We start from the raw sequence: 17,991 nt of genomic DNA, 5'->3' as shown, positions 1-17,991 counted from the left end.
TTTGCGATGCTACACACGCATCGTTAATTATTTTGCACACCCCAACCATCACACCAAGCCACCGGATCGGGGTAAACTGCGCTACACAGCCCATTTTCTAGCACGCAGCACACCAACAATTCAAATATATTTAACACTTGAAAAACATTTCAGCTCAATTTATGGTCTCCCTGTGCTTATTATTTTATACGGCAGCACCACAGGATGAGCCGCATCATCGCCACCTTGCTGCCAGGTTTCACCATTGAGGCTTGCCATGTCCGCTACCAGCTCCAATCAAAGCTTGATCAAATCCCGCGCCTATATAGATGGTCAGTGGTGCGAGGCCGCCAGCGGCCGCACCTTCGAGGTCACCAATCCGGCTACCGGTGCCGTGATCACTCAGGTGCCCGACATGAATGAAGAGGATACCCGCCGCGCCATCGCGGCCGCCCATGCGGCGCAACCCGCCTGGGCTGCCCTCACCGCCAAGGAGCGCAGCAACAAGCTCTACGCCTGGTTTGCCGCCATCACCGCCCACAGCGACGAGCTGGCCCGCATCATGACCTGCGAGCAGGGCAAGCCGCTGGCGGAAGCCAAGGGGGAAGTGACCTACGGCGCCAGCTTTATCCAGTGGTTCGCCGAAGAGGGCAAGCGCGCCTATGGCCGCACCATCCCGGGCTTTAGCGGCGATCGCCGGCTGGCCACCATCAAGCAGCCGGTAGGGGTGGTCGCCGCCATCACCCCGTGGAACTTCCCGATTGCCATGATCACCCGCAAGGCCGGCCCGGCGCTGGCCGCCGGTTGCACTATCGTCATCAAGCCGGCCGCCGAAACACCGCTCTGTGCACTGGCGCTGGCGGTACTGGCCGAGCAGGCGGGGATCCCCGCCGGGGTCATCAATATCGTCACCAGCCACCAGCCGAGCGCGGTGGGCAACGAGCTGTGCAACAACCCGACTGTGCGCAAGCTCTCCTTCACCGGCTCGACCCGCATCGGCAAGCTGCTGATGCGCCAGTGCGCCGACACCATGAAGCGCCTCTCGCTGGAGCTGGGCGGCAACGCCCCCTTTATCGTCTTTGACGATGCCGATCTCGACGCCGCCGTGGCCGGGGCGCTCGCCTCCAAATACCGCAACGCCGGGCAGACCTGCGTCTGCGCCAACCGCATTCTGGTGCAGGCCAGCGTCTATGACGCCTTCGCCGAGAAGCTGACTGCCGCCGTCGCCGCCTTCAAGGTGGGAGATGGCATGAGTGAAGGTACCCAGATCGGCCCGCTCATCAATCCGGCCGCCGCCAGCAAAGTCGCCGAACTGGTGCAACAATCTGTTGCCGCCGGTGCCGAAGTGCTGCTGGGTGGCGAGCCCCACCCCGCCGGCCCCCTCTTCTACCACCCCACCATTCTGGGCAAGGTCGCCAAAGACAACCCCATCCTGCAGGAGGAGATCTTCGGCCCGGTCGCGCCGCTGGTGCGTTTCGAGAGCGAAGCCGAAGCCATCGCGCTGGCCAACGATACCCCCTATGGTCTGGCCGCCTACTTCTATGGCCGCGACATCGCCCGGGTATGGCGCGTCGCCGAGCAGCTTGAATACGGCATGGTCGGCATCAACGAGGGGATCATCTCGACCGAATTGGCCCCCTTTGGCGGCATCAAGGAGTCGGGTCTGGGTCGGGAGGGGGCAGCCGAGGGGCTGGAGGAGTATCTGGAGACCAAATACCTCTGCTTTGGCGCCATTCGCTAGGGCAGCAGAGGGCTAAAGCATCGTATTAATCGATGTTTTAGCCGCAAGATTCATCGCTTTTACAGATAGATGCAGACGTTCACCCGAGGCGGCAAGGGGCATAATTTGGCCTGCGCTGCCTCGCAAGAGGTCTTCTGCAACACACACCACACGCCGCCGATCTGGCCCGATGGGCTAATTGGCGGTGATGGGCGCCAGATCGCCCGCCACATTTTCAGGGAATATCCGGGGCTGCGGCCCCTCAGGGAGGAAAGATGAGTCAGTCAGAATCAAACAAAGCGTGGCAAGCGCGCCGCGAAGCGGCCGTGGTCAACGGCGTTGGCACCCTGCTGCCGGTCTTTATCGACCGTGCGCAAAATGCCGAGCTGTGGGATGTGGAGGGCAACCGCTACATCGACTTTGCCTCCGGCATCGCCGTGCTCAACACCGGCCACAACCACCCGAAAGTGGTGGCGGCGGTGCGCGAGCAGCTGGAAAAATTCAGCCACACCTGCTTTCAGGTCACCCCCTACCCGGGCTATATCGAGCTTGCCGAAAAGCTCAACGCCCTGGTGCCCGGCCCGACCCCGAAACGCACCCTGTTTCTCTCCACCGGCGCCGAGGCGGTGGAGAACGCCATCAAGATTGCCCGCGCCCACACCGGTCGCAGCGGCACCATCGCCTTCAAGGGGGGCTTTCACGGTCGCACCATGATGGGGATGGCGCTCACCGGCAAGGTGGTGCCCTACAAGACCGGCTTTGGCCCCTTCCCGGGCGAGGTCTACCACATCCCCTTCCCCGCCGACTATCTGGGGGTGAGTGAAGAGGATGCCCTGCATGCTCTCGACCTCTGCTTCAGCGCCGACATCGAGCCAAGCCGGGTGGGCGCCATCATCATCGAGCCGGTACAGGGCGAAGGGGGCTTCTATCCCGCCTCCCCGAGCTTTATGCAAAAGCTGCGCAGCATCTGCGACCAGCACGGCATTCTGCTCATCTGCGACGAGATCCAGAGCGGCTTCTGTCGCACCGGCAAGACCTTCGCCACCGAGTATGCCGGCATCGAGCCGGACATCATGACGTTGGCCAAGAGTCTGGCGGGCGGCTTCCCCCTCTCCGCCGTGGTGGGCAAGGCAGAGATCATGAACGCAGCCAAGCCGGGCGGCCTTGGCGGCACCTATGCCGGTTCCCCCATCGCCTGTGCCGCCGCGCTGGCGGTATTGCAGGTGATCGAAGAGGAAAAACTCAACCAGAAAGCACTGGATCAGGGTGAGCAGATCAAGGCGGGGCTGCAACGCATAGCCGAGCGTTTTGACTGCATAGGTCAAATTCGCGGACCCGGCGCCATGGTGGCCATGGAGCTGGTGAAACAGCGCAATGCCGACCAGCCCGATCCCGACCTCACCAAACGTCTGGTAGCCGAGGCGGGCAAACGCGGTCTGGTCCTTCTCTCATGCGGGGTGCGAGCAAATGTCATCCGTTTTCTCGCCCCGCTGACCGCCCCGGCGGCAGTGATTGACGAAGGGATGCAAATCCTTGAAAAATCACTGGAGGCCGCGCTGGCCTGACCAGCAGGAAAGTAACCGCTAACCTGTGCAAAAAAATGCAGTTTTGCCCCCTTTTTTTCTTGTCAAGGGGGCCCTGCAAATGCACAATGCGCCGCCACTGCAAGGACCGGTATTACCACATCTCACCGGTCCTTTTTTGTACAGTGAACAAACCCATAAACGAGGCCGGATCACCCCCGGAAAAGATAGCGAGATTGGCAGCAATCTCCCGACACCACATTCAGTGAGGAACAACATGGGGCATCTCAATGCTTTCCGACCGGCTCTGCCCGGTGCGCGCCACCCCGGCGCCCTTGATTCCCGGGCCTCTTTCCCGGTTTCGTTGATGGAGTGTGCCGCCCCGGCACCGCGTGAGGAACAGGCATGATGAACGCCCAACCGGTTGGTCTGAAAAAGACCCTGAAACTGTGGCAGGTCGTGGTCATGGGTCTTGCCTACCTCACCCCCATGGCAGTGTTCGACACCTTCGGCATCGTTACCGAGATCACCGAAGGCCATGTCCCTACCGCCTACCTCTTTGCCCTGATCGGCATGCTGTTCACCGCCCTGAGCTACGGCCATCTGGTGCGCAAGTTCCCGTCGGCAGGCTCCGCCTATACCTATGCCCAGAAGGTGTTCCACCCCTATGTCGGCTTTATGGTGGGCTGGACCTCCCTGCTCGACTACATGTTCATGCCGATGATCAACATGCTGCTGGCCAAGATCTATCTGCAGGCGCTCTTCCCGAACGTAGAGCCCTGGACCTATATCTTCGGTCTGGCGGCGGTGATGACCGCCCTCAACCTGCGCGGCATCAAGCTGGTTGCCAACTTCAACAGCGTCATCGTCATCATGCAGTTCAGCATCATCGCCGTCTTTATCGGCCTGATCGCCTGGGGCGTGCACAATGGCGAGGGGCTGGGCACAGTGGCCAGCAGCCGTCCCTTCTTCTCCGAGCAGATCAACATCTCGCCGCTGCTGATGGGGGCCTCGATCCTCTGTCTGTCGTTCCTCGGCTTTGATGCCATCAGCACCCTGTCGGAAGAGACCCCGGATGCGGATCGGGTGATCCCCCGCGCCATCGTGCTGACGGCGCTGATCGGCGGTGTGCTGTTTGTCACCACCTCCTACTTCCTGCAGCTCTTCTTCCCGGACATCTCCCGCTTCCAGCATCCGGATGCGGTGCTGCCGGAGATCGCCCTCTATGTCGGTGGCAAGCTGTTCCAGGCGGTGGTGCTGGTCTGCACCACAGTAGCGGTACTCGCCTCCGGGCTCGCCTCCCACGCCGGCGTATCGCGCCTGCTCTACGTGATGGGACGGGATCGCGCCCTGCCGAGCCGCTTCTTCTCCTATGTGCATCCGAAGTGGCAGACTCCGGCCTGCAATGTGCTGCTGGTCGGCCTGCTCGCCCTCTCCGCCGTTTCGTTCGATCTGGAGATGGCGCTGGCCCTGATCAACTTTGGCGCCCTGGTGGCCTTCACCTTCGTCAATCTGGCGGTGATTGCCCACTTCTATGTGAAGCTCGGCCGCAACAAGAGCCTCAAGGATCATCTGATCTATCTGCTGCTGCCGCTCTGTGGCGCCGCCTGTATCGGGGTGCTGTGGCTCAACCTTGAGCCCTCCTCCTTCGAGCTGGGGCTGATCTGGGCGGCGCTCGGTGCCATCTACCTCTTCCTGCGCCTGACGGTGTTCCGCATTCCGCTGCGCACCAGCGAGGAGATGGCGCAATAAGCCAGCCGCGCGGATAAAACGATAAAGGAGCCTGCGGGCTCCTTTGTTTTTACTCTGTCATGCTGATTGTTTAGCGCGTTGCTCTCCGTTTTAACGCTTTGCGGTTGCTCTCCTTCATCGCGCTGGCGATCCCCTGATCTGCTGTATGTGATGCGGTTATGGCCGCCACCTTTTGATAGCCACGCATGTTTTGCCATTGCGCTTTTTGCTGAAAATGTGACTGATTTCAAATCGGCGCCCACCACTATTGCCCTCCGTGATTTTGATCCGACTCAGTAAACCACTTTTACCAGTCATTTTAATGACTAAGTATGCAACTGCTATTTTCTCCCGCCAACCCCCTTATTCCCGCCAGCAAAGCCCCCAGGAGGTTGGGCTACAGTCCGGGGAATGGCGGCAAATATGATCAGGATCAATCTTGAGGCGCAATGCGCCCTGCAGGGACAATCAGGACAAATTTCGCACAGCAGGAAAATAGTGCGTCGCCCCCCTCTATGCCCCCGTAAAGAGGGGGGCGGCACGGGGTCGGCCACAGGGGGCGAGTGACCACTTACCTTCGCTGCGATTATGCAAAAAAATGCGATATTGAGCCGATTATTGCTTGTCAAGGGGGAATCCCGAATGCACAATACGCCGCCAATAAAGGACCGATGTTCACTGCGACATCGGTTTTTGTATTTTGAAGAGCAGTGCAAACCCACCACAAGAGGCCGGAAACGTTCCGGAAGTGATACCCGAGATTGCCAACAATCTCCCGACGTTAATGAGGAAAAACATGGGGCGTTTCAATGCTTTCCTGCCGGCTAATACCGGTTTGCGCCTCCCCGGCGCCTTTGATCTGCAGGCCTGCGAATCCACCGCGATCCTGTACTCGTTGCAAGCACGTGCTGCGGCACTGATTGAGGAGAAAGCGTAATGGCATCTCAAGGCGCCAAGCTGCTCAAAACCCTGACCCTGACCCAAGTGATCGTCATGGGTTTGGCCTACCTGACCCCCATGGCTGTATTCGATACCTTCGCCATCGTCGGTGACATCACCGAAGGCCGGGTCGCCACTGCCTATCTGCTGGCCCTCGGCGGCATCCTGCTGACCGCCTTCAGCTACGGCCATCTGGTGCGCAAGTTCCCCTCTGCGGGCTCTGCCTATACCTACGCCCAGAAAGTGTTCAACCCCTACATCGGTTTCATGGTCGGCTGGTCCTCCCTGCTCGACTACATGTTCATGCCGATGATCAACATCCTGCTGGCCAAGATCTACCTGACCGCCATGTTCCCGGGTGTCGAGCCCTGGGTGTTCATCTTCGGTCTGGTGACCGTGATGACCTTCCTCAACCTGCGCGGCATCAACCTGGTAGCCAACTTCAATGGCCTCATCGTGGTGATCCAGCTGGCCATCATCACCATCTTCATCGGTCTGATGGCATGGGGCATCTATCACGGCGAAGGCGCCGGCACCCTGATGAGCAGCCGTCCGTTCCACTTCGAGTCAGCACAGCTGGTACCGCTCTTCACCGGCGCAACCATTCTCTGCTTCTCGTTCCTGGGCTTTGACGGCCTGAGCTCTCTCTCCGAAGAGACCCCGAACGCCGGCAAGGTGATCCCCAAGGCGATCGTGCTGACGGCCCTTATCGGCGGCATCATCTTCGTGGTGGTCTCCTACTGCCTGCAGCTCTACTTCCCGAGCCTCTCCCGCTTCCAGCATCCGGATGCGGTACTGCCGGAGATCGCCCTCTACGTCGGCGGCACCTTCTTCCAGTCAGTGGTACTGGTCTGCACCACGGTCGCGGTACTGGCCTCCGGCATGGCGGCTCACGCCGGTGTGTCGCGCATTCTCTACGTGATGGGTCGTGACCACATGATCCCGGAGCGGGTATTTGGCTACATCCACCCGAAATACCGCACTCCGGCCATCAACGTGCTGATGGTTGGTGCGCTGGCTCTCTCCGCCGTGTCGTTTGATCTGGATACCGCGCTGGCGCTGGTCAACTTCGGTGCGCTGGTGGCATTCAGCTTCGTCAACCTGTCGGTGATCGGTCAGTTCTGGGTGCGCGAGAAGCGCAACAAGACCCTCAAGGATCACATCGTCTATCTGCTGATGCCGCTGCTCGGTGCCGCCACCATCGGCGCCCTCTGGATCAACCTGGAGCAGAGCTCCCTCGAGCTTGGCCTGATCTGGGCTGGCCTCGGTGTGACCTATCTGTTCCTGCGTCTGGCGGTGTTCCGTATCCCGTTCCGTCAGTACGAAGAGGCGGCCGACGCCTGATCGCCTGCGGATAGCGCATAACAAAAGGGGAGCCATGGCTCCCCTTTTTGCTGCCGGTCTGTTGCCGGTCACACGGGCTTGTGCCCGGTCTGCTTACTGCTTATCCAGCACGGCGGTCGCCGCAGCCTTGAGCGGATCGCGAGCGATGGTCTTGGCATCCTGCTCCGCCTTGTGCAGTTGCTGGTTTGCCTTGTCCATCTTCTGCTGCATACCGTTGCCGCTCTCCTTGAGGTCGGCGCGCTTCTCGCCCAGCAGGTCGGTGCGGCCTTTTTGCACCTCGGCTTTCACCTTCTCTTTCTCCTGCTTCACCAGCTTGCTGGTATCACAGTTGCCCTTGACACCCAGAGTGGCATTCACCGCTTCGTTCTTGAGTGCCTTGTCGAGGTTGCAATCTGTTTTCAACAGGCTGGCCTGTGCCCCTGCCGAGAGCAGCCCCAGCGACAGAGAGAGGATCCATGCACGCATCATCTTGTTTACTCCTGCTTGCCAATAAAGGGGCGCAGTGTAGCGATCACGTCCCGACTGGCAAGGCGGCAGTGCCTTCATTCCCCCTTTTGTCACCCCAGAGCCAACCGGCTCGGTCAGCGCCTGTCGCCGCAGCTCGTCGTCATAAAAACATCATCGAAATGTCACGTTGTCATATTTCTGTCATTAACCACTGATTAAATGCGCGAGTCATCAACAACCCAAGACGGCACGGCCGTCCCAAGAGGCTTTATGCAACAGAGTGACTCCCAACAGCAGCAGTCAGCGACCCGCGCCCTGTTCAACTGGATGAGTGTCATCGCCCTGGTTTACCTGATCCTGGTAGCCGTCGGCGCAGTCTCCCACGGTTTCAAAGGTTTCTCCGGCGGCGCCGAGGGCGCAGCCCAGATCTTCGCGTTTGCCAACAACCCCTTCGTCGCCCTGCTGCTCGGCATCCTGGCGACCGCGCTGGTGCAATCCTCCAGCACTGTGACCTCGGTGATCGTCGGTCTGGTTGCCGGCGGCCTGCCCATCGGCATGGCCATCCCCATGGTCATGGGTGCCAACCTCGGCACCACCATCACCAACACCATCGTTTCGCTGGGCCATGTCCGCGACCGTACCGAGTTCCGCCGCGCCTTCGCCGCCGCCACCGTACACGACTTTTTCAACCTGCTAGCCGTGGTCATCTTCCTGCCGCTGGAGCTGATGTTCGGTCTGCTGCAGCATAGCGCCGAATGGCTGGCCAACATGCTGGTGGGCTCTGCCAACATGTCGATGAAGGGGATGGATTTCATGAAGCCGCTCACCGCACCGGCTCAGCAGCTGATCGACAGCGCCGTCGCCTTCCTGCCAGGCAAGGGTGCCGCCATCGCCACCATCGTCATCGGCATCCTGCTGATCCTTGCCAGCGTCACTTATCTGGGCAAAGTGCTGCAGAAGGTGCTGGTTGGCCGCGCCAAAGAGGTGCTGCACAAGGCGCTGGGCCGTGGCCCGCTGAGCGGCATCACCTCCGGTGCGCTGGTGACCATCATGGTGCAGTCCTCCTCCACCACTACCAGCCTGATGATCCCGCTGGCCGGCGGCGGTGTGTTCAGCACTCGCCAGCTCTACCCCTTCACTCTGGGCGCCAATATCGGTACCACCATCACCGCCCTTCTGGCTGCCACCGCCATCAGCGGAGCCGGTGCCCAGCTGGCCCTGACCATTGCGCTGGTCCACGTGTTGTTCAACGTCTTCGCCGTGGTGTTCATCTATGGCCTGCCGTTCCTGCGTGACCTGCCGGTGCGCGCCGCCGAGGGCTTGGCCCGGGTAGGCAGCGAGAACAAGCTGCTGGCTCTCGGTTATGTGGCGGGTCTCTTCTTCGCCCTGCCAGCTCTGATGATGGTGGCCGCCAAGTAAGCGCTGCCGCCATGACAAGGGGCGAGTCACCGACTCGCCCCTTTTTACGTCTGCGCTACCCTGCTTTGCCTGCCCGCTCACATCCTCCCGCCCTGTGGCTCGCCATGAGGAGCGGTGCGCGATAAGATGGCCCCTCATTGCACACTTTGTCTTTCTTGGAATAGGAAAACCGATGAAATTCATACTGATCGCGCTGCTGGTTGCCGGTGTCGCCTACTACTTCTACTCCAGCAGCAATAACAAGAAGCTGGCCGAAGATAATGTTCGCAAGGGGGCCGAGTTCCTCGCCAGCAACAAGGAGAAACCGCTGGTGACCACCACCGCCTCCGGCCTGCAGTACGAAGTGCTGACCCCGGGCACCGGCACGGTTCACCCCACCGCCACCAGCAAGGTGAAGGTGCACTACGAGGGCAAGCTGCTGGACGGCACCGTCTTTGACAGCTCGGTCGCCCGTGGCGAGCCCATCGAGTTTGGCCTCAACCAGGTGATCAAGGGGTGGACTGAAGGAGTTCAGCTGATGGTGGAAGGGGAGAAGACCCGCTTCTATATCCCGGCCAACCTCGCCTACGGTGACCGCGCCGCCGGCAAAATTCCGCCGGGATCCGTGCTGATCTTTGATGTGGAGCTGTTGGGTATCAAATAATCCCCTGTGGCGAAATCCCACGCCCGAGTTGATCTTCAACGTGGAGCTGCCGGGTATCCAGCCAACCGCCGCTCGGATAGGGCCGACCATTATCGGCCCTCTCTGTTCGGGATTGCCTCCGGCCATCAGCGCCCATAAAAAAACCGCCCTCGGGCGGTTTTTTGCAATCAGGCTGAATCAGTTCGCCTAGATGGACTGCTCTTCACCACCCAGGGCGGCAAACAGCGCCGGAATGAACTGGGAGAGCTCGGCGGTCACCAGCGCAAAGTCTGCATCCAGACGGGCGGCCGGATCTTCGCTGGTCACGTCGTCGTTCTGCTCGCGCAGCTCTTCGCTGAACTTCAGGCGCTTGATGGAGAGGTCATCCCCCAGCACGAAGCTGACGGTCTCGCCCCAGTTGAGGGCCAGCTTGGTCACCAGCTTGTCGTTGGCCAGGTGGTTCTTGATCTCGTCCGTCATCAGATCCTGCTGCTTGCAGCGGATGATGCCGCCGTGCTCCATGGCACTGCGCAGCTCGGCTTCATCTTCCAGGGCGAACGAAGCTGGCAGATTGCCCTCGTTCAGCCACTCGGTCATGGTGATTTCGGGCGGGTTCTTGAGCGCCACCGGCACCACTGGCAGGGAACCGATGGATTTGCGCAACAGTGCCAGCAGGTCATCCGCCTTCTTGGCAGAGCCCGCATCCACCACCATCAGGTTGTCGGCCGGGTTGATCCAGGCGAAGGTCTGGCTGGTACGGCTGAAGGCGCGCGGCAGCAGGGTGTGGAGGATCTCCTCTTTCAGCGCTTCCTTCTCTTTCTTCTTGAGGGCGCGGCCCTGCTCGAACTCGATCGCCTCTACCTTCTCCGCCAGCATCTCCTTGACCACTGTACCGGGCAACATCTTCTCCTCCTTGCGGGCGCAGATGAGGATGTGGCCAGAGGCGCTGTGGGTCAGGGTTGAGCCGAATTTGCCAAGGGGCTTGACCCACCCGAACCGGGAGATGTCCTGACTGCCGCAAGGGGTGAAGGCACAGGCCTCCAGCTGGGTTTCCAGCTGCTCCACAGTCAGGTCGAAGGGGCGGGTAAAGCGATAAATCTGCAGGTTTTTAAACCACATGGCGTCCTCGGTCTCGATAGATTGTCCGGCGGGCATTGTACTAGAGAGGCGCTTTGTGATCAGCCAATCATTCTTGCTAAATAAAGGGCGATCGACTTCACAGGGTGCCATCCCGGTTACCGGAACTGCCATCAAGTTCCCCTAGACTGCGAAGGTGAAGTTGTTAACAAGGATGAAGATATGTTGCGGCCCAGTCGCCCCGAAGACATGGACGAGATCGTCGAAATCTGGTTGCTGGCCTCCCTGCAGGCCCACGATTTCGTCGATGCCTCCTGCTGGTGGCAGGCTCAGGAGGATCTGCGTACCCGCTACCTCGATCACGCCCATATCTGGGTGTTCGAGGAGCGCGGTGACCTGCTCGGATTTATGGCGCTGGTAGACAACTACCTCGCCGCCCTCTTTGTGCGCCCCGACCGACAGGGACGCGGCGTCGGCCATGCCCTCTTGCAGGAGGCGAAGCGTCAGGGCGCGTCGCTCCACGCCAGAGTCTTCGTGGAAAATTCCCAGGCGGTGCGCTTCTACCGCCGCCACGGCTTTGTCATCGAGGCGGAGGAGTCCGATCCCCTCACCGGCCACCCCCAATACAAGATGTGCTGCGAACCCGCATGAACTGACGGCAGCCCCCTGTTTTACTTGAAAAAAGCATGGGGCATCCTCATCTTGTCACCATCGGGTGCCACCGGCACCATCCCAGGATCCGGGTTGCTTTCTCATGAAAATCCTCCATACCGCCGACTGGCATCTTGGCCATCAACTCCATGGTCACGACCGCCGTTTTGAACACGATGCCTTCCTCGACTGGCTGACCGACACCCTCAAGGCGCGCGAGATCGACGCCCTGCTGGTGGCGGGTGATCTGTTCGATACCGCCAATCCGCCCGCCAGCGCCTGGCAGCAGCTCTACCGCTTTCTGGCGCGGCTGCGCGCCGAGCTGCCTCACCTCAACATGGTGCTGATCGGCGGCAACCACGACTCCCCCTCCAAGCTGGATGCCCCCCACGAGCTGCTGCGCGCCTTTGATCTGCATCTGGTAGGCAGCATCAGCCGCGACAGTGAGGGCAAGCTCGAGACCGACCGTCTGCTGGTACCACTGCAAGACCGTGAGGGCAAGATTGCCGCCTGGTGCGCCGCCGTGCCGTTCCTGCGCAGCAGCGACTTGCGGGTGGAGCAGCTGGCAGAGGGGCAAGACAGGCTGATCGAAGGGGTGCGTCAGGTCTACGCCGAGGTGCTGACTGAAGGGCGCGCTCGCTGCGGCGAGGATCTGCCGCTCATCGCCATGGGCCACGCCTATCTGGCGGCGGGCCAGCTCTCCGAGCTTTCAGAGCGGCGGGTGCTCGGCGGCAACCAGCACGCCCTGCCTGCCGAACTCTTTGCCGGTGCCGACTACACGGCACTCGGTCACCTCCATCTGGCCCAGAGCCCGGCCGAGGGGGTGCACTACAGCGGCTCGCCGCTGCCGCTTTCGCTCGCCGAAGCCAACTACAACCATCAGGTGCTGGAAGTGACCTTTGCGGGGGGGAAACTGGCCGAGCTGGAGCGGATCCCGGTGCCCCGTGCAGTTGAGATGATCCGCCTGCACCAGAGCCCTCTCGACGAGGCACTCGAAGCAATCGAGGCACTGACGCTCCCCCCTTGTCCACAAGAAGCACAGCCCTTCCTCGAAGTGCGGTTGCGGCTGCCCAAGCCAGAGGCCCGCATCCGCGAGCGGATCCTCGCTGCCATCGCCGACAAACCGGTGCGGCTGGCCCGCATCAGCACCCAGTATCAGGGATCGGGCGAAGGACTGGCCGATGGTCGCGAGCGGCGCAGGCTCGATGAGCTCTCCCCCACTGAAGTTTTCCGCCTCTGCTATCAGCGCCAGTTCGAGGGGGAGCCCGAGGCACAGCTGGTCGCCTCGTTTGAAGAGATCCTGGAGCAGGTGAAGGAGTCTAACCAATGAAAATCTTGTCTCTGTCTGGTGAGAATCTGGCCAGTCTGACCGGCGCCTTCACCATCGACTTTACCCGCGGGGCACTCGGCGCCGCGGGCCTGTTTGCCATCACCGGCAATACCGGCGCCGGCAAGAGCACATTGCTCGACGCCATTTGTCTCGCCCTCTACGACGAGATGCCGCGCTTTATCGCCAATCGCAAGAACGTGGCCGAAGTGGGCCGCATGGATGACGAAGAGAAGCTCAAGGCCAACGACGTGCGCGGCATCCTCAGTCGCGGCCACGCCAGCGGCTTTGCCGAGGTGCAATTTCGTGGCTGCGATGGCCGCATCTGGCTGGCCCGCTGGGCGGTGCGCCGTGCCCGCAACCGCGCCGAAGGGCGCTTTCAGGCACAGGAGCGCACCCTGACCGATGTCGAATCGGGGCAAGTATTCAGTGCCAGCAAGCGGGAGCTGCAGGATCGCATCGACGAGCTGGTGGGTCTCTCCTGGGAGCAGTTCCGCCGTGCGGTGATCCTGCCGCAGGGGGAGTTTGCCGCCTTCCTCAAGTCGGATGCCAACGAGCGCTCCGCCCTGCTCGAACGGATGACCGGCACCGAGCTCTACTCCGCCATCTCCATCCAGACCTATGAACGGGCGCGGGAGGAGCAGCAGAAGCTGGCCGCCATCACTCAACGCCTCGGCGACGTGGCGCTGATGGACGAGGCAACCCGCGAGCAGTGGGTAAGCCGGCAGGTGAGCCTCGCCACCACCCTCAAGCATGAGCAGCAACAACAGCAGCTGATGCAGGATCTGCGTGACCTCAACGGTCGCATCGCCACCCAGCAGCAAGGTTGCAGCGAGGGTGAAGCCGCGCTGGAGGCCGCTCTGCAGGCCCACGGCGCCGCAGCTCCCGAGCGCGAGGAGTTCGCCCGCGCCGAGCAGGCACAGGTGGCCCGCGCCGATCACGACGAGCTGGCCCGCCTCACTCTTGAGGTGCAGCAGCAGGAGAAGGTGATCGCCGAGCTGGGGCCGGAGCTGGGCAAACTCGAGGAGCAGACCCAGCAGAGCGCCCTCACCGAACAGCAGCTGCTGGCAGAGAAGATCGCCGCCGAGCGCGAATGGGGCGCCCTGCAACCCGAACTCAAGCGGGCACAGGAGCTGGACACCCGCATTCGGGAAAAGCTGCAGCAGTTACAGAAGATCCAGCAGGAGGGAACCCAGGAGCGGGAAGTGCAGCTCACCCTCGAGCAGGGGTGGCGCGAACAGAGTCAACAGGTGGAACAGCTCAGACGCCAGCACCAGCAGTGGAGCCTCTGGCTGGAAGAGAACAAGGAGCTGGAACCGGTCGCGCGCCAGTGGCAGCCCCTGCTCACCGCCATGCAGGATTGGGCCGGGGATGCCGACAAGCTGCAGCAACTGCTCACCCTGCGCGATCACAAGCTGCGCGCCCTGCAGCAACTGCAACGCCAGCTGGAACAGGGCCAGCAGGAGCGCGACTACTGGCAGCGCGAGCAGGAGCGGCTGCAGCAGCAACAGAATGAGCTGCAGGAGCTGCAGTGGGAGAGCCGCCTCGCCAAAGCGCAGGAGCAGTGGCAGCAACAGACCGAACAGTTGGGCCAGCTGCGCCAGCTGCTGGAGCTGGCCGACTATGGCCGCAATCACGGCGAGCAGCATACCCGCTTGCAACAGGAGATTGCCCAGCTGGAGCAGGCGCTCGGCAAACTCGCCACCCTTGGCGACGAGCTGGCGCCAGCCCGCGAGCGGCTCGCCCTGCAGCGGGACGAGGCGCGCCACGCGCTGGAGCAGTCCCGGGCGGTGGCCACGTTCGAGCAGTATCGCCATATCCTGAGCGATGGCACCCCCTGCCCGCTCTGTGGCGCCGAGGAGCACCCCTACAGCCAGAGCCAGCCACAGGTGGCGGGTATTCTCGGTCAACTGGCGGAGCGGGCCCGCAGCCTGGAGCTCGAATGGGAGCGGCTCAACCACCAATACATTCAGTGCGAGAGCGAGCGTCAGGAGCTGGCTCGCCAGCTGGCAGTGCGCCAGCAGCACCTGCCGGAGCTGGAAGCGCGCGCCGAGCAGCTGACCCAGCGCTGGCTGCAGCTGGGAGGCGATACCCTGCTGGGCCATCCGCTGCCGCTGCGCCAGAGCCCCATCGAGTGGAACGAACTGATGAGCACCCTGCTCGGCCACGGCCAGACGCTGGAGCAGGGGCTGGCCCAGAGCCAGCAGCTGCTGCGTCAGGCCCAGCTAGGCCAGCAGCAGTTGCAGGGAGTGCGTCAGCAGCTGAGCCAGCTGGGCGCCCAGCACCAGCAGTTCGAGCAGCAGTGGCAGGAGGCCGACCGTCATCGCATCGCGCTGGAAGGGGAAGTGAAAGCAATGGGCGAGCAGGAGGCGACCCTGCGCCAGCGCCTCGAACAGGGGGGCAACCGTCTCGATGAACAGATGGCTGGCCAACCCTGGCGCCAGTGGCTCGGCAGCCAGCAGTGGCGCGAGTGGCAGCGGGCCTGCGAGGCCTGGCTGCACGGCCAGAGCGAGTGGGAGCGGCTGGCCAGCGAGATCGCCAGTCTCACCCCGGCCCTGAGCGCGCAGGAGGCGCGTCTGCAGACCCAGCGCGAACTGCTGCACAAGCTAGAGCGGGACTACAAGGAGCACGAGCAGCAGCGGCAGGGACTGCTCACCAGCCGCGCTGCCTGTCTGGGTGGCGAGGAGATCGCACTGGTAGAGAATCGCTGGCAACAGCGGCTGCAGCAGCTCGCCAGCGAACTGGATGCGATGCAACAGAGCGCCCGCGCCCTGCGCGAGCGGCAAACCGAGCTCAAGACCCGCCTCACCCATGTGGAGCAGGAGAAGCAGGTGAGCAGCCGCCGCAAACGGGAGGTGCTGGGTCGCTGGGCTGCCCACGCCAGTACCCTCGGCATCGCCGAATATGACCTGCGCCGCCTGCTGGCCATCAGCCCCGATGAGCTCAAGGCGCGCCGCGCCGCTCTGCAAGGGCTGGAGGATGCAGTTGGCGAGGCGCGCACCCGCCTTGCCGAGCGGCAGCGGGCACTGGCGCTGGAGGAGAGCAAGCGGGAACGCTATCGCGAACATCACCCCGAGCTGGCCGCCCTGCCGCAGGAGGAGCTGCTGCTGCGGCTCACGGCGCTGGAAACCCACTGCCGCGAGCTCGACGAGCAACTGTTCGAGTGCAAGAGCACGCTGGCGCAAGCCGAAGCGGCCGCCCTCAAGGCGGGCAGCCTGCAGCAGGAGCTCGCCAACCAGCAGGCTGTTGCCGATCACTGGCAGCAGCTGTGCGATCTGATCGGGCAAGCCAACGGCGCCAAGTTCCGCACCTTTGCCCAGAGCCTCACCCTCGAACGTCTGTTGCTGGAGGCCAACGCCCAGCTCGCCGAGCTCTCGCCCCGCTACCGGCTGGAGCGGGTACCCGGCACCGATCTGGCGCTGCAGGTGGTGGATCTCGATATGGGGGACGAGGTGCGCTCGGTGGACTCCCTCTCCGGCGGCGAGAGTTTTCTGGTGTCGCTGGCGCTGGCGCTGGCCCTCTCCAGCCTCTCGTCGCGGCAGACCCAGGTTGAGTCGCTGTTTATCGATGAAGGGTTCGGCACCCTGGATCCGGACAGCCTGGATCTGGCGCTCGCCAGCCTCGACTCCCTGCAGGCCGCCGGTCGCCAGATCGGGGTTATCTCCCACGTCCAGACCCTGGTGGAGCGGATTGGCGTCCAAGTCAGGGTCGAAGCCCTCGGTGGCGGCGAAAGCCGGGTTATCGTCCCCTGACCGTAGCCAATCCCCAAAACGACAAGAGCCCGCCAATTGGCGGGCTCTTGCTTGCACGGCGTTCGTTAATCGAAGCGGTAAGCCCCCATGTAGAGGCTGCCGCCATCCCAGCTCTCGTGCAGCAGGGTCGGTGCTTTGCCCTGCGCGGCTCCCAGCGCCACAAAGAGCGGGCGCAGGTGATCGTCATGGGGGTGGGACTCCACCGCCCCGGGGGCCAACCGACGATAGTCGAGCAGCGCCTCCCGCTCCCCTGCCGCCATCGCCCCTTCCAGCCAGTCGACAAACTGGCTCGCCCAGCGCGGCACCGGCGACCCCTCGGGCCCCAAGGCCCGCAGGTTATGGGTGATGGCGCCGGAGGCGAGGATGCCTATCCCCTGACTGCGCAATTCGGCAAGCGCCTCCCCCAGCTGCCAGAGCTGGTTCGGGGTGAAGCTGGCAGGGATGGAGATCTGCACCAGCGGGATCTCGCTGTCCGGGTCGATCAGGGAGAGCGGCGACCAGACCCCGTGGTCCAGTTCGCGCCGCACCGGGGTAGTTGCCAGCCCCGCCAGCGTCAGCTGATCGCCCACCGCCTGCTGTAACCATTCGGGGCTGCTGGCTGGCCAGCGCATCCGGTAGAGCGGCTCGGGGAAGCCGTAAAAGTCGTACATCAGCGCCGGTTTGGGCTCGACGTTGATCTGCAGCTCGCGACTGAACCAGTGAGCGGAGATGACCACCAATCCCTTGAGCCCCCCCAGCCGCAGGGTGCTCAGAAAACGGGTGGCAGGTTGATCACGCAACACCAGATCCGGTGCGCCGTGAGAGATAAACCAGACAGGGGCGAGGGACATAACAGTGACTCCAGCAAGGGTTTGGATGGCGATTTTTGCCGCAAGGCAACGCCGCTGAACTCATTATCAGCCCGCCTAAACAGGTTAACAATCAGGCTAAATGGATAAGCACTATCAACCTATTTTTGATAATCAGATGACCAGCACCACCACTGTCAAAAGAGGGCAGCCCGGCTGGTTAGCCCGCTTTGCGGTTCCCCCCGCCACCTGATGACCTTTCAATGCCTCTCACCGGAAAGGGCTATGCCGGTCGCTGCCCCCTGCGCCTGCCACTCCTGTAACAGCAGTCGCTCTGCGGCCACCTCTGCCGAGACAGGTGCCGCACCTTCGGCCGAGTGGTTGCCGGTAAAAGATGAGCGCCAGTGGTGATTGCCCGGCCAGCTGGCGTCAGGCATGGCATGGGCCAGCAACAGTGCCCCCGCCAGCAAAAGCAGTACCGGGCCACCCCATGGGCTGTTTTCCATCTGTTTCCCCTTCACAAGCGCGCCAATGGGCTAACATCTTTGCGCAAGCTGGTGACAAGACGGTGACAGTGAGCAGGTGGTCATTTTACAACATCTGAACCTTCTCTCCGCCAATAAGACACAGATGGCAACATTTGTCGTCAATCAGCTCAGACCAGTGGATGCA

14 protein-coding genes are annotated in these 17,991 nt (G+C 62.3%); 10 read left to right on the top strand and 4 right to left on the bottom strand.

Features of this window, described 5'->3' with window-relative positions; all coding sequences use genetic code 11:
* Positions 1–256: 256 nt before the first annotated feature.
* The 5 genes from NOM67_RS08965 (at position 257) to NOM67_RS08945 (ending at position 7,236) form a co-directional block, all read left to right on the top strand.
* Positions 257–1,720, top strand: a complete 1,464-nt coding sequence (locus NOM67_RS08965; RefSeq protein ID WP_255936183.1) for an NAD-dependent succinate-semialdehyde dehydrogenase — start codon at positions 257–259, stop codon at positions 1,718–1,720.
* A 254-nt stretch (positions 1,721–1,974) separates the two neighbouring features.
* Positions 1,975–3,264 (top strand): 4-aminobutyrate--2-oxoglutarate transaminase, encoded by a 1,290-nt coding sequence (gene gabT / locus NOM67_RS08960; protein WP_255936181.1) that lies wholly within the window; start codon positions 1,975–1,977, stop codon positions 3,262–3,264.
* A 366-nt stretch (positions 3,265–3,630) separates the two neighbouring features.
* Entirely contained in the window at positions 3,631–4,974 is a 1,344-nt protein-coding gene (locus tag NOM67_RS08955) for an APC family permease (RefSeq protein WP_041208437.1), read from the top strand.
* A 775-nt stretch (positions 4,975–5,749) separates the two neighbouring features.
* Positions 5,750–5,890 (top strand): hypothetical protein, encoded by a 141-nt coding sequence (locus NOM67_RS08950; RefSeq protein ID WP_167334751.1) that lies wholly within the window; start codon positions 5,750–5,752, stop codon positions 5,888–5,890.
* Positions 5,890–7,236: an APC family permease gene (locus NOM67_RS08945; protein ID WP_041208258.1), complete on the top strand. Its 1,347-nt coding sequence runs from the start codon at positions 5,890–5,892 to the stop codon at positions 7,234–7,236. The genes NOM67_RS08950 and NOM67_RS08945 overlap by 1 nt, the downstream gene beginning before the upstream one ends.
* Positions 7,237–7,329: 93 nt before the next feature.
* Here the strand turns inward: NOM67_RS08945 and NOM67_RS08940 are convergent, their stop codons facing one another.
* Positions 7,330–7,704 (bottom strand): hypothetical protein, encoded by a 375-nt coding sequence (locus tag NOM67_RS08940; RefSeq protein WP_225315422.1) that lies wholly within the window; start codon positions 7,702–7,704, stop codon positions 7,330–7,332.
* A 249-nt stretch (positions 7,705–7,953) separates the two neighbouring features.
* On the opposite strand from NOM67_RS08940, the gene NOM67_RS08935 reads away from it, so the two are divergent.
* Together NOM67_RS08935 and NOM67_RS08930 are read left to right on the top strand one after the other, a co-directional pair.
* Positions 7,954–9,102 carry a Na/Pi cotransporter family protein gene (locus NOM67_RS08935; RefSeq protein ID WP_209298109.1) on the top strand — a complete coding sequence of 383 codons (1,149 nt, stop codon included), beginning with the start codon at positions 7,954–7,956 and terminating at the stop codon, positions 9,100–9,102.
* A gap of 172 nt (positions 9,103–9,274) precedes the next feature.
* Positions 9,275–9,745 (top strand): FKBP-type peptidyl-prolyl cis-trans isomerase, encoded by a 471-nt coding sequence (locus NOM67_RS08930; protein ID WP_033113327.1) that lies wholly within the window; start codon positions 9,275–9,277, stop codon positions 9,743–9,745.
* Positions 9,746–9,931: 186 nt separating this feature from the next.
* Here the strand turns inward: NOM67_RS08930 and rdgC are convergent, their stop codons facing one another.
* Positions 9,932–10,843: a recombination-associated protein RdgC gene (rdgC, locus tag NOM67_RS08925; RefSeq protein ID WP_201930168.1), complete on the bottom strand. Its 912-nt coding sequence runs from the start codon at positions 10,841–10,843 to the stop codon at positions 9,932–9,934.
* 180 nt (positions 10,844–11,023) lie between these two features.
* Here rdgC and NOM67_RS08920 point away from each other — a divergent pair, with 180 nt between their 5' ends.
* From NOM67_RS08920 to NOM67_RS08910, 3 genes are all read left to right on the top strand, one after another.
* Positions 11,024–11,452, top strand: coding sequence for a GNAT family N-acetyltransferase (locus NOM67_RS08920; protein ID WP_041208255.1), 429 nt, complete (start codon positions 11,024–11,026; stop codon positions 11,450–11,452).
* Between the two features lie 103 nt (positions 11,453–11,555).
* On the top strand, positions 11,556–12,782 hold the full coding sequence (locus NOM67_RS08915) for an exonuclease SbcCD subunit D C-terminal domain-containing protein (protein ID WP_255936167.1): 1,227 nt from the start codon (positions 11,556–11,558) through the stop codon (positions 12,780–12,782).
* Positions 12,779–16,531 carry an AAA family ATPase gene (locus NOM67_RS08910; RefSeq protein WP_255936165.1) on the top strand — a complete coding sequence of 1,251 codons (3,753 nt, stop codon included), beginning with the start codon at positions 12,779–12,781 and terminating at the stop codon, positions 16,529–16,531. The genes NOM67_RS08915 and NOM67_RS08910 overlap by 4 nt, the downstream gene beginning before the upstream one ends.
* Before the next feature lie 65 nt (positions 16,532–16,596).
* Here NOM67_RS08910 and NOM67_RS08905 read toward each other — a convergent pair whose 3' ends face one another.
* On the bottom strand, positions 16,597–17,361 hold the full coding sequence (locus NOM67_RS08905; protein WP_255936163.1) for a class III extradiol ring-cleavage dioxygenase: 765 nt from the start codon (positions 17,359–17,361) through the stop codon (positions 16,597–16,599).
* 218 nt (positions 17,362–17,579) lie between these two features.
* Positions 17,580–17,825 (bottom strand): hypothetical protein, encoded by a 246-nt coding sequence (locus NOM67_RS08900; RefSeq protein ID WP_255936161.1) that lies wholly within the window; start codon positions 17,823–17,825, stop codon positions 17,580–17,582.
* Between the last annotated feature and the right edge of the window lie 166 nt (positions 17,826–17,991).

It is taken from the genome of Aeromonas sp. SG16, from assembly GCF_024436135.1.
GTDB classification, from domain to species: domain Bacteria; phylum Pseudomonadota; class Gammaproteobacteria; order Enterobacterales; family Aeromonadaceae; genus Aeromonas; species Aeromonas jandaei.
This window is presented reverse-complemented; position numbering and strand designations above follow the sequence as displayed.

What these genes read in the sequence shown, in the direction of transcription:
- NOM67_RS08940 (WP_225315422.1), bottom strand. Translation starts at nt 7,704, where the DNA reads ATGATGCGTGCATGGATCCTCTCTCTGTCGCTGGGGCTGCTCTCGGCA.
- NOM67_RS08905 (WP_255936163.1), bottom strand. Translation starts at nt 17,361, where the DNA reads ATGTCCCTCGCCCCTGTCTGGTTTATCTCTCACGGCGCACCGGATCTG.
- NOM67_RS08950 (WP_167334751.1), top strand. Translation starts at nt 5,750, where the DNA reads ATGGGGCGTTTCAATGCTTTCCTGCCGGCTAATACCGGTTTGCGCCTC.
- NOM67_RS08930 (WP_033113327.1), top strand. Translation starts at nt 9,275, where the DNA reads ATGAAATTCATACTGATCGCGCTGCTGGTTGCCGGTGTCGCCTACTAC.
- NOM67_RS08955 (WP_041208437.1), top strand. Translation starts at nt 3,631, where the DNA reads ATGAACGCCCAACCGGTTGGTCTGAAAAAGACCCTGAAACTGTGGCAG.
- NOM67_RS08965 (WP_255936183.1), top strand. Translation starts at nt 257, where the DNA reads ATGTCCGCTACCAGCTCCAATCAAAGCTTGATCAAATCCCGCGCCTAT.
- NOM67_RS08935 (WP_209298109.1), top strand. Translation starts at nt 7,954, where the DNA reads ATGCAACAGAGTGACTCCCAACAGCAGCAGTCAGCGACCCGCGCCCTG.
- NOM67_RS08920 (WP_041208255.1), top strand. Translation starts at nt 11,024, where the DNA reads ATGTTGCGGCCCAGTCGCCCCGAAGACATGGACGAGATCGTCGAAATC.
- NOM67_RS08910 (WP_255936165.1), top strand. Translation starts at nt 12,779, where the DNA reads ATGAAAATCTTGTCTCTGTCTGGTGAGAATCTGGCCAGTCTGACCGGC.
- gabT (WP_255936181.1), top strand. Translation starts at nt 1,975, where the DNA reads ATGAGTCAGTCAGAATCAAACAAAGCGTGGCAAGCGCGCCGCGAAGCG.
- NOM67_RS08915 (WP_255936167.1), top strand. Translation starts at nt 11,556, where the DNA reads ATGAAAATCCTCCATACCGCCGACTGGCATCTTGGCCATCAACTCCAT.
- rdgC (WP_201930168.1), bottom strand. Translation starts at nt 10,843, where the DNA reads ATGTGGTTTAAAAACCTGCAGATTTATCGCTTTACCCGCCCCTTCGAC.
- NOM67_RS08945 (WP_041208258.1), top strand. Translation starts at nt 5,890, where the DNA reads ATGGCATCTCAAGGCGCCAAGCTGCTCAAAACCCTGACCCTGACCCAA.
- NOM67_RS08900 (WP_255936161.1), bottom strand. Translation starts at nt 17,825, where the DNA reads ATGGAAAACAGCCCATGGGGTGGCCCGGTACTGCTTTTGCTGGCGGGG.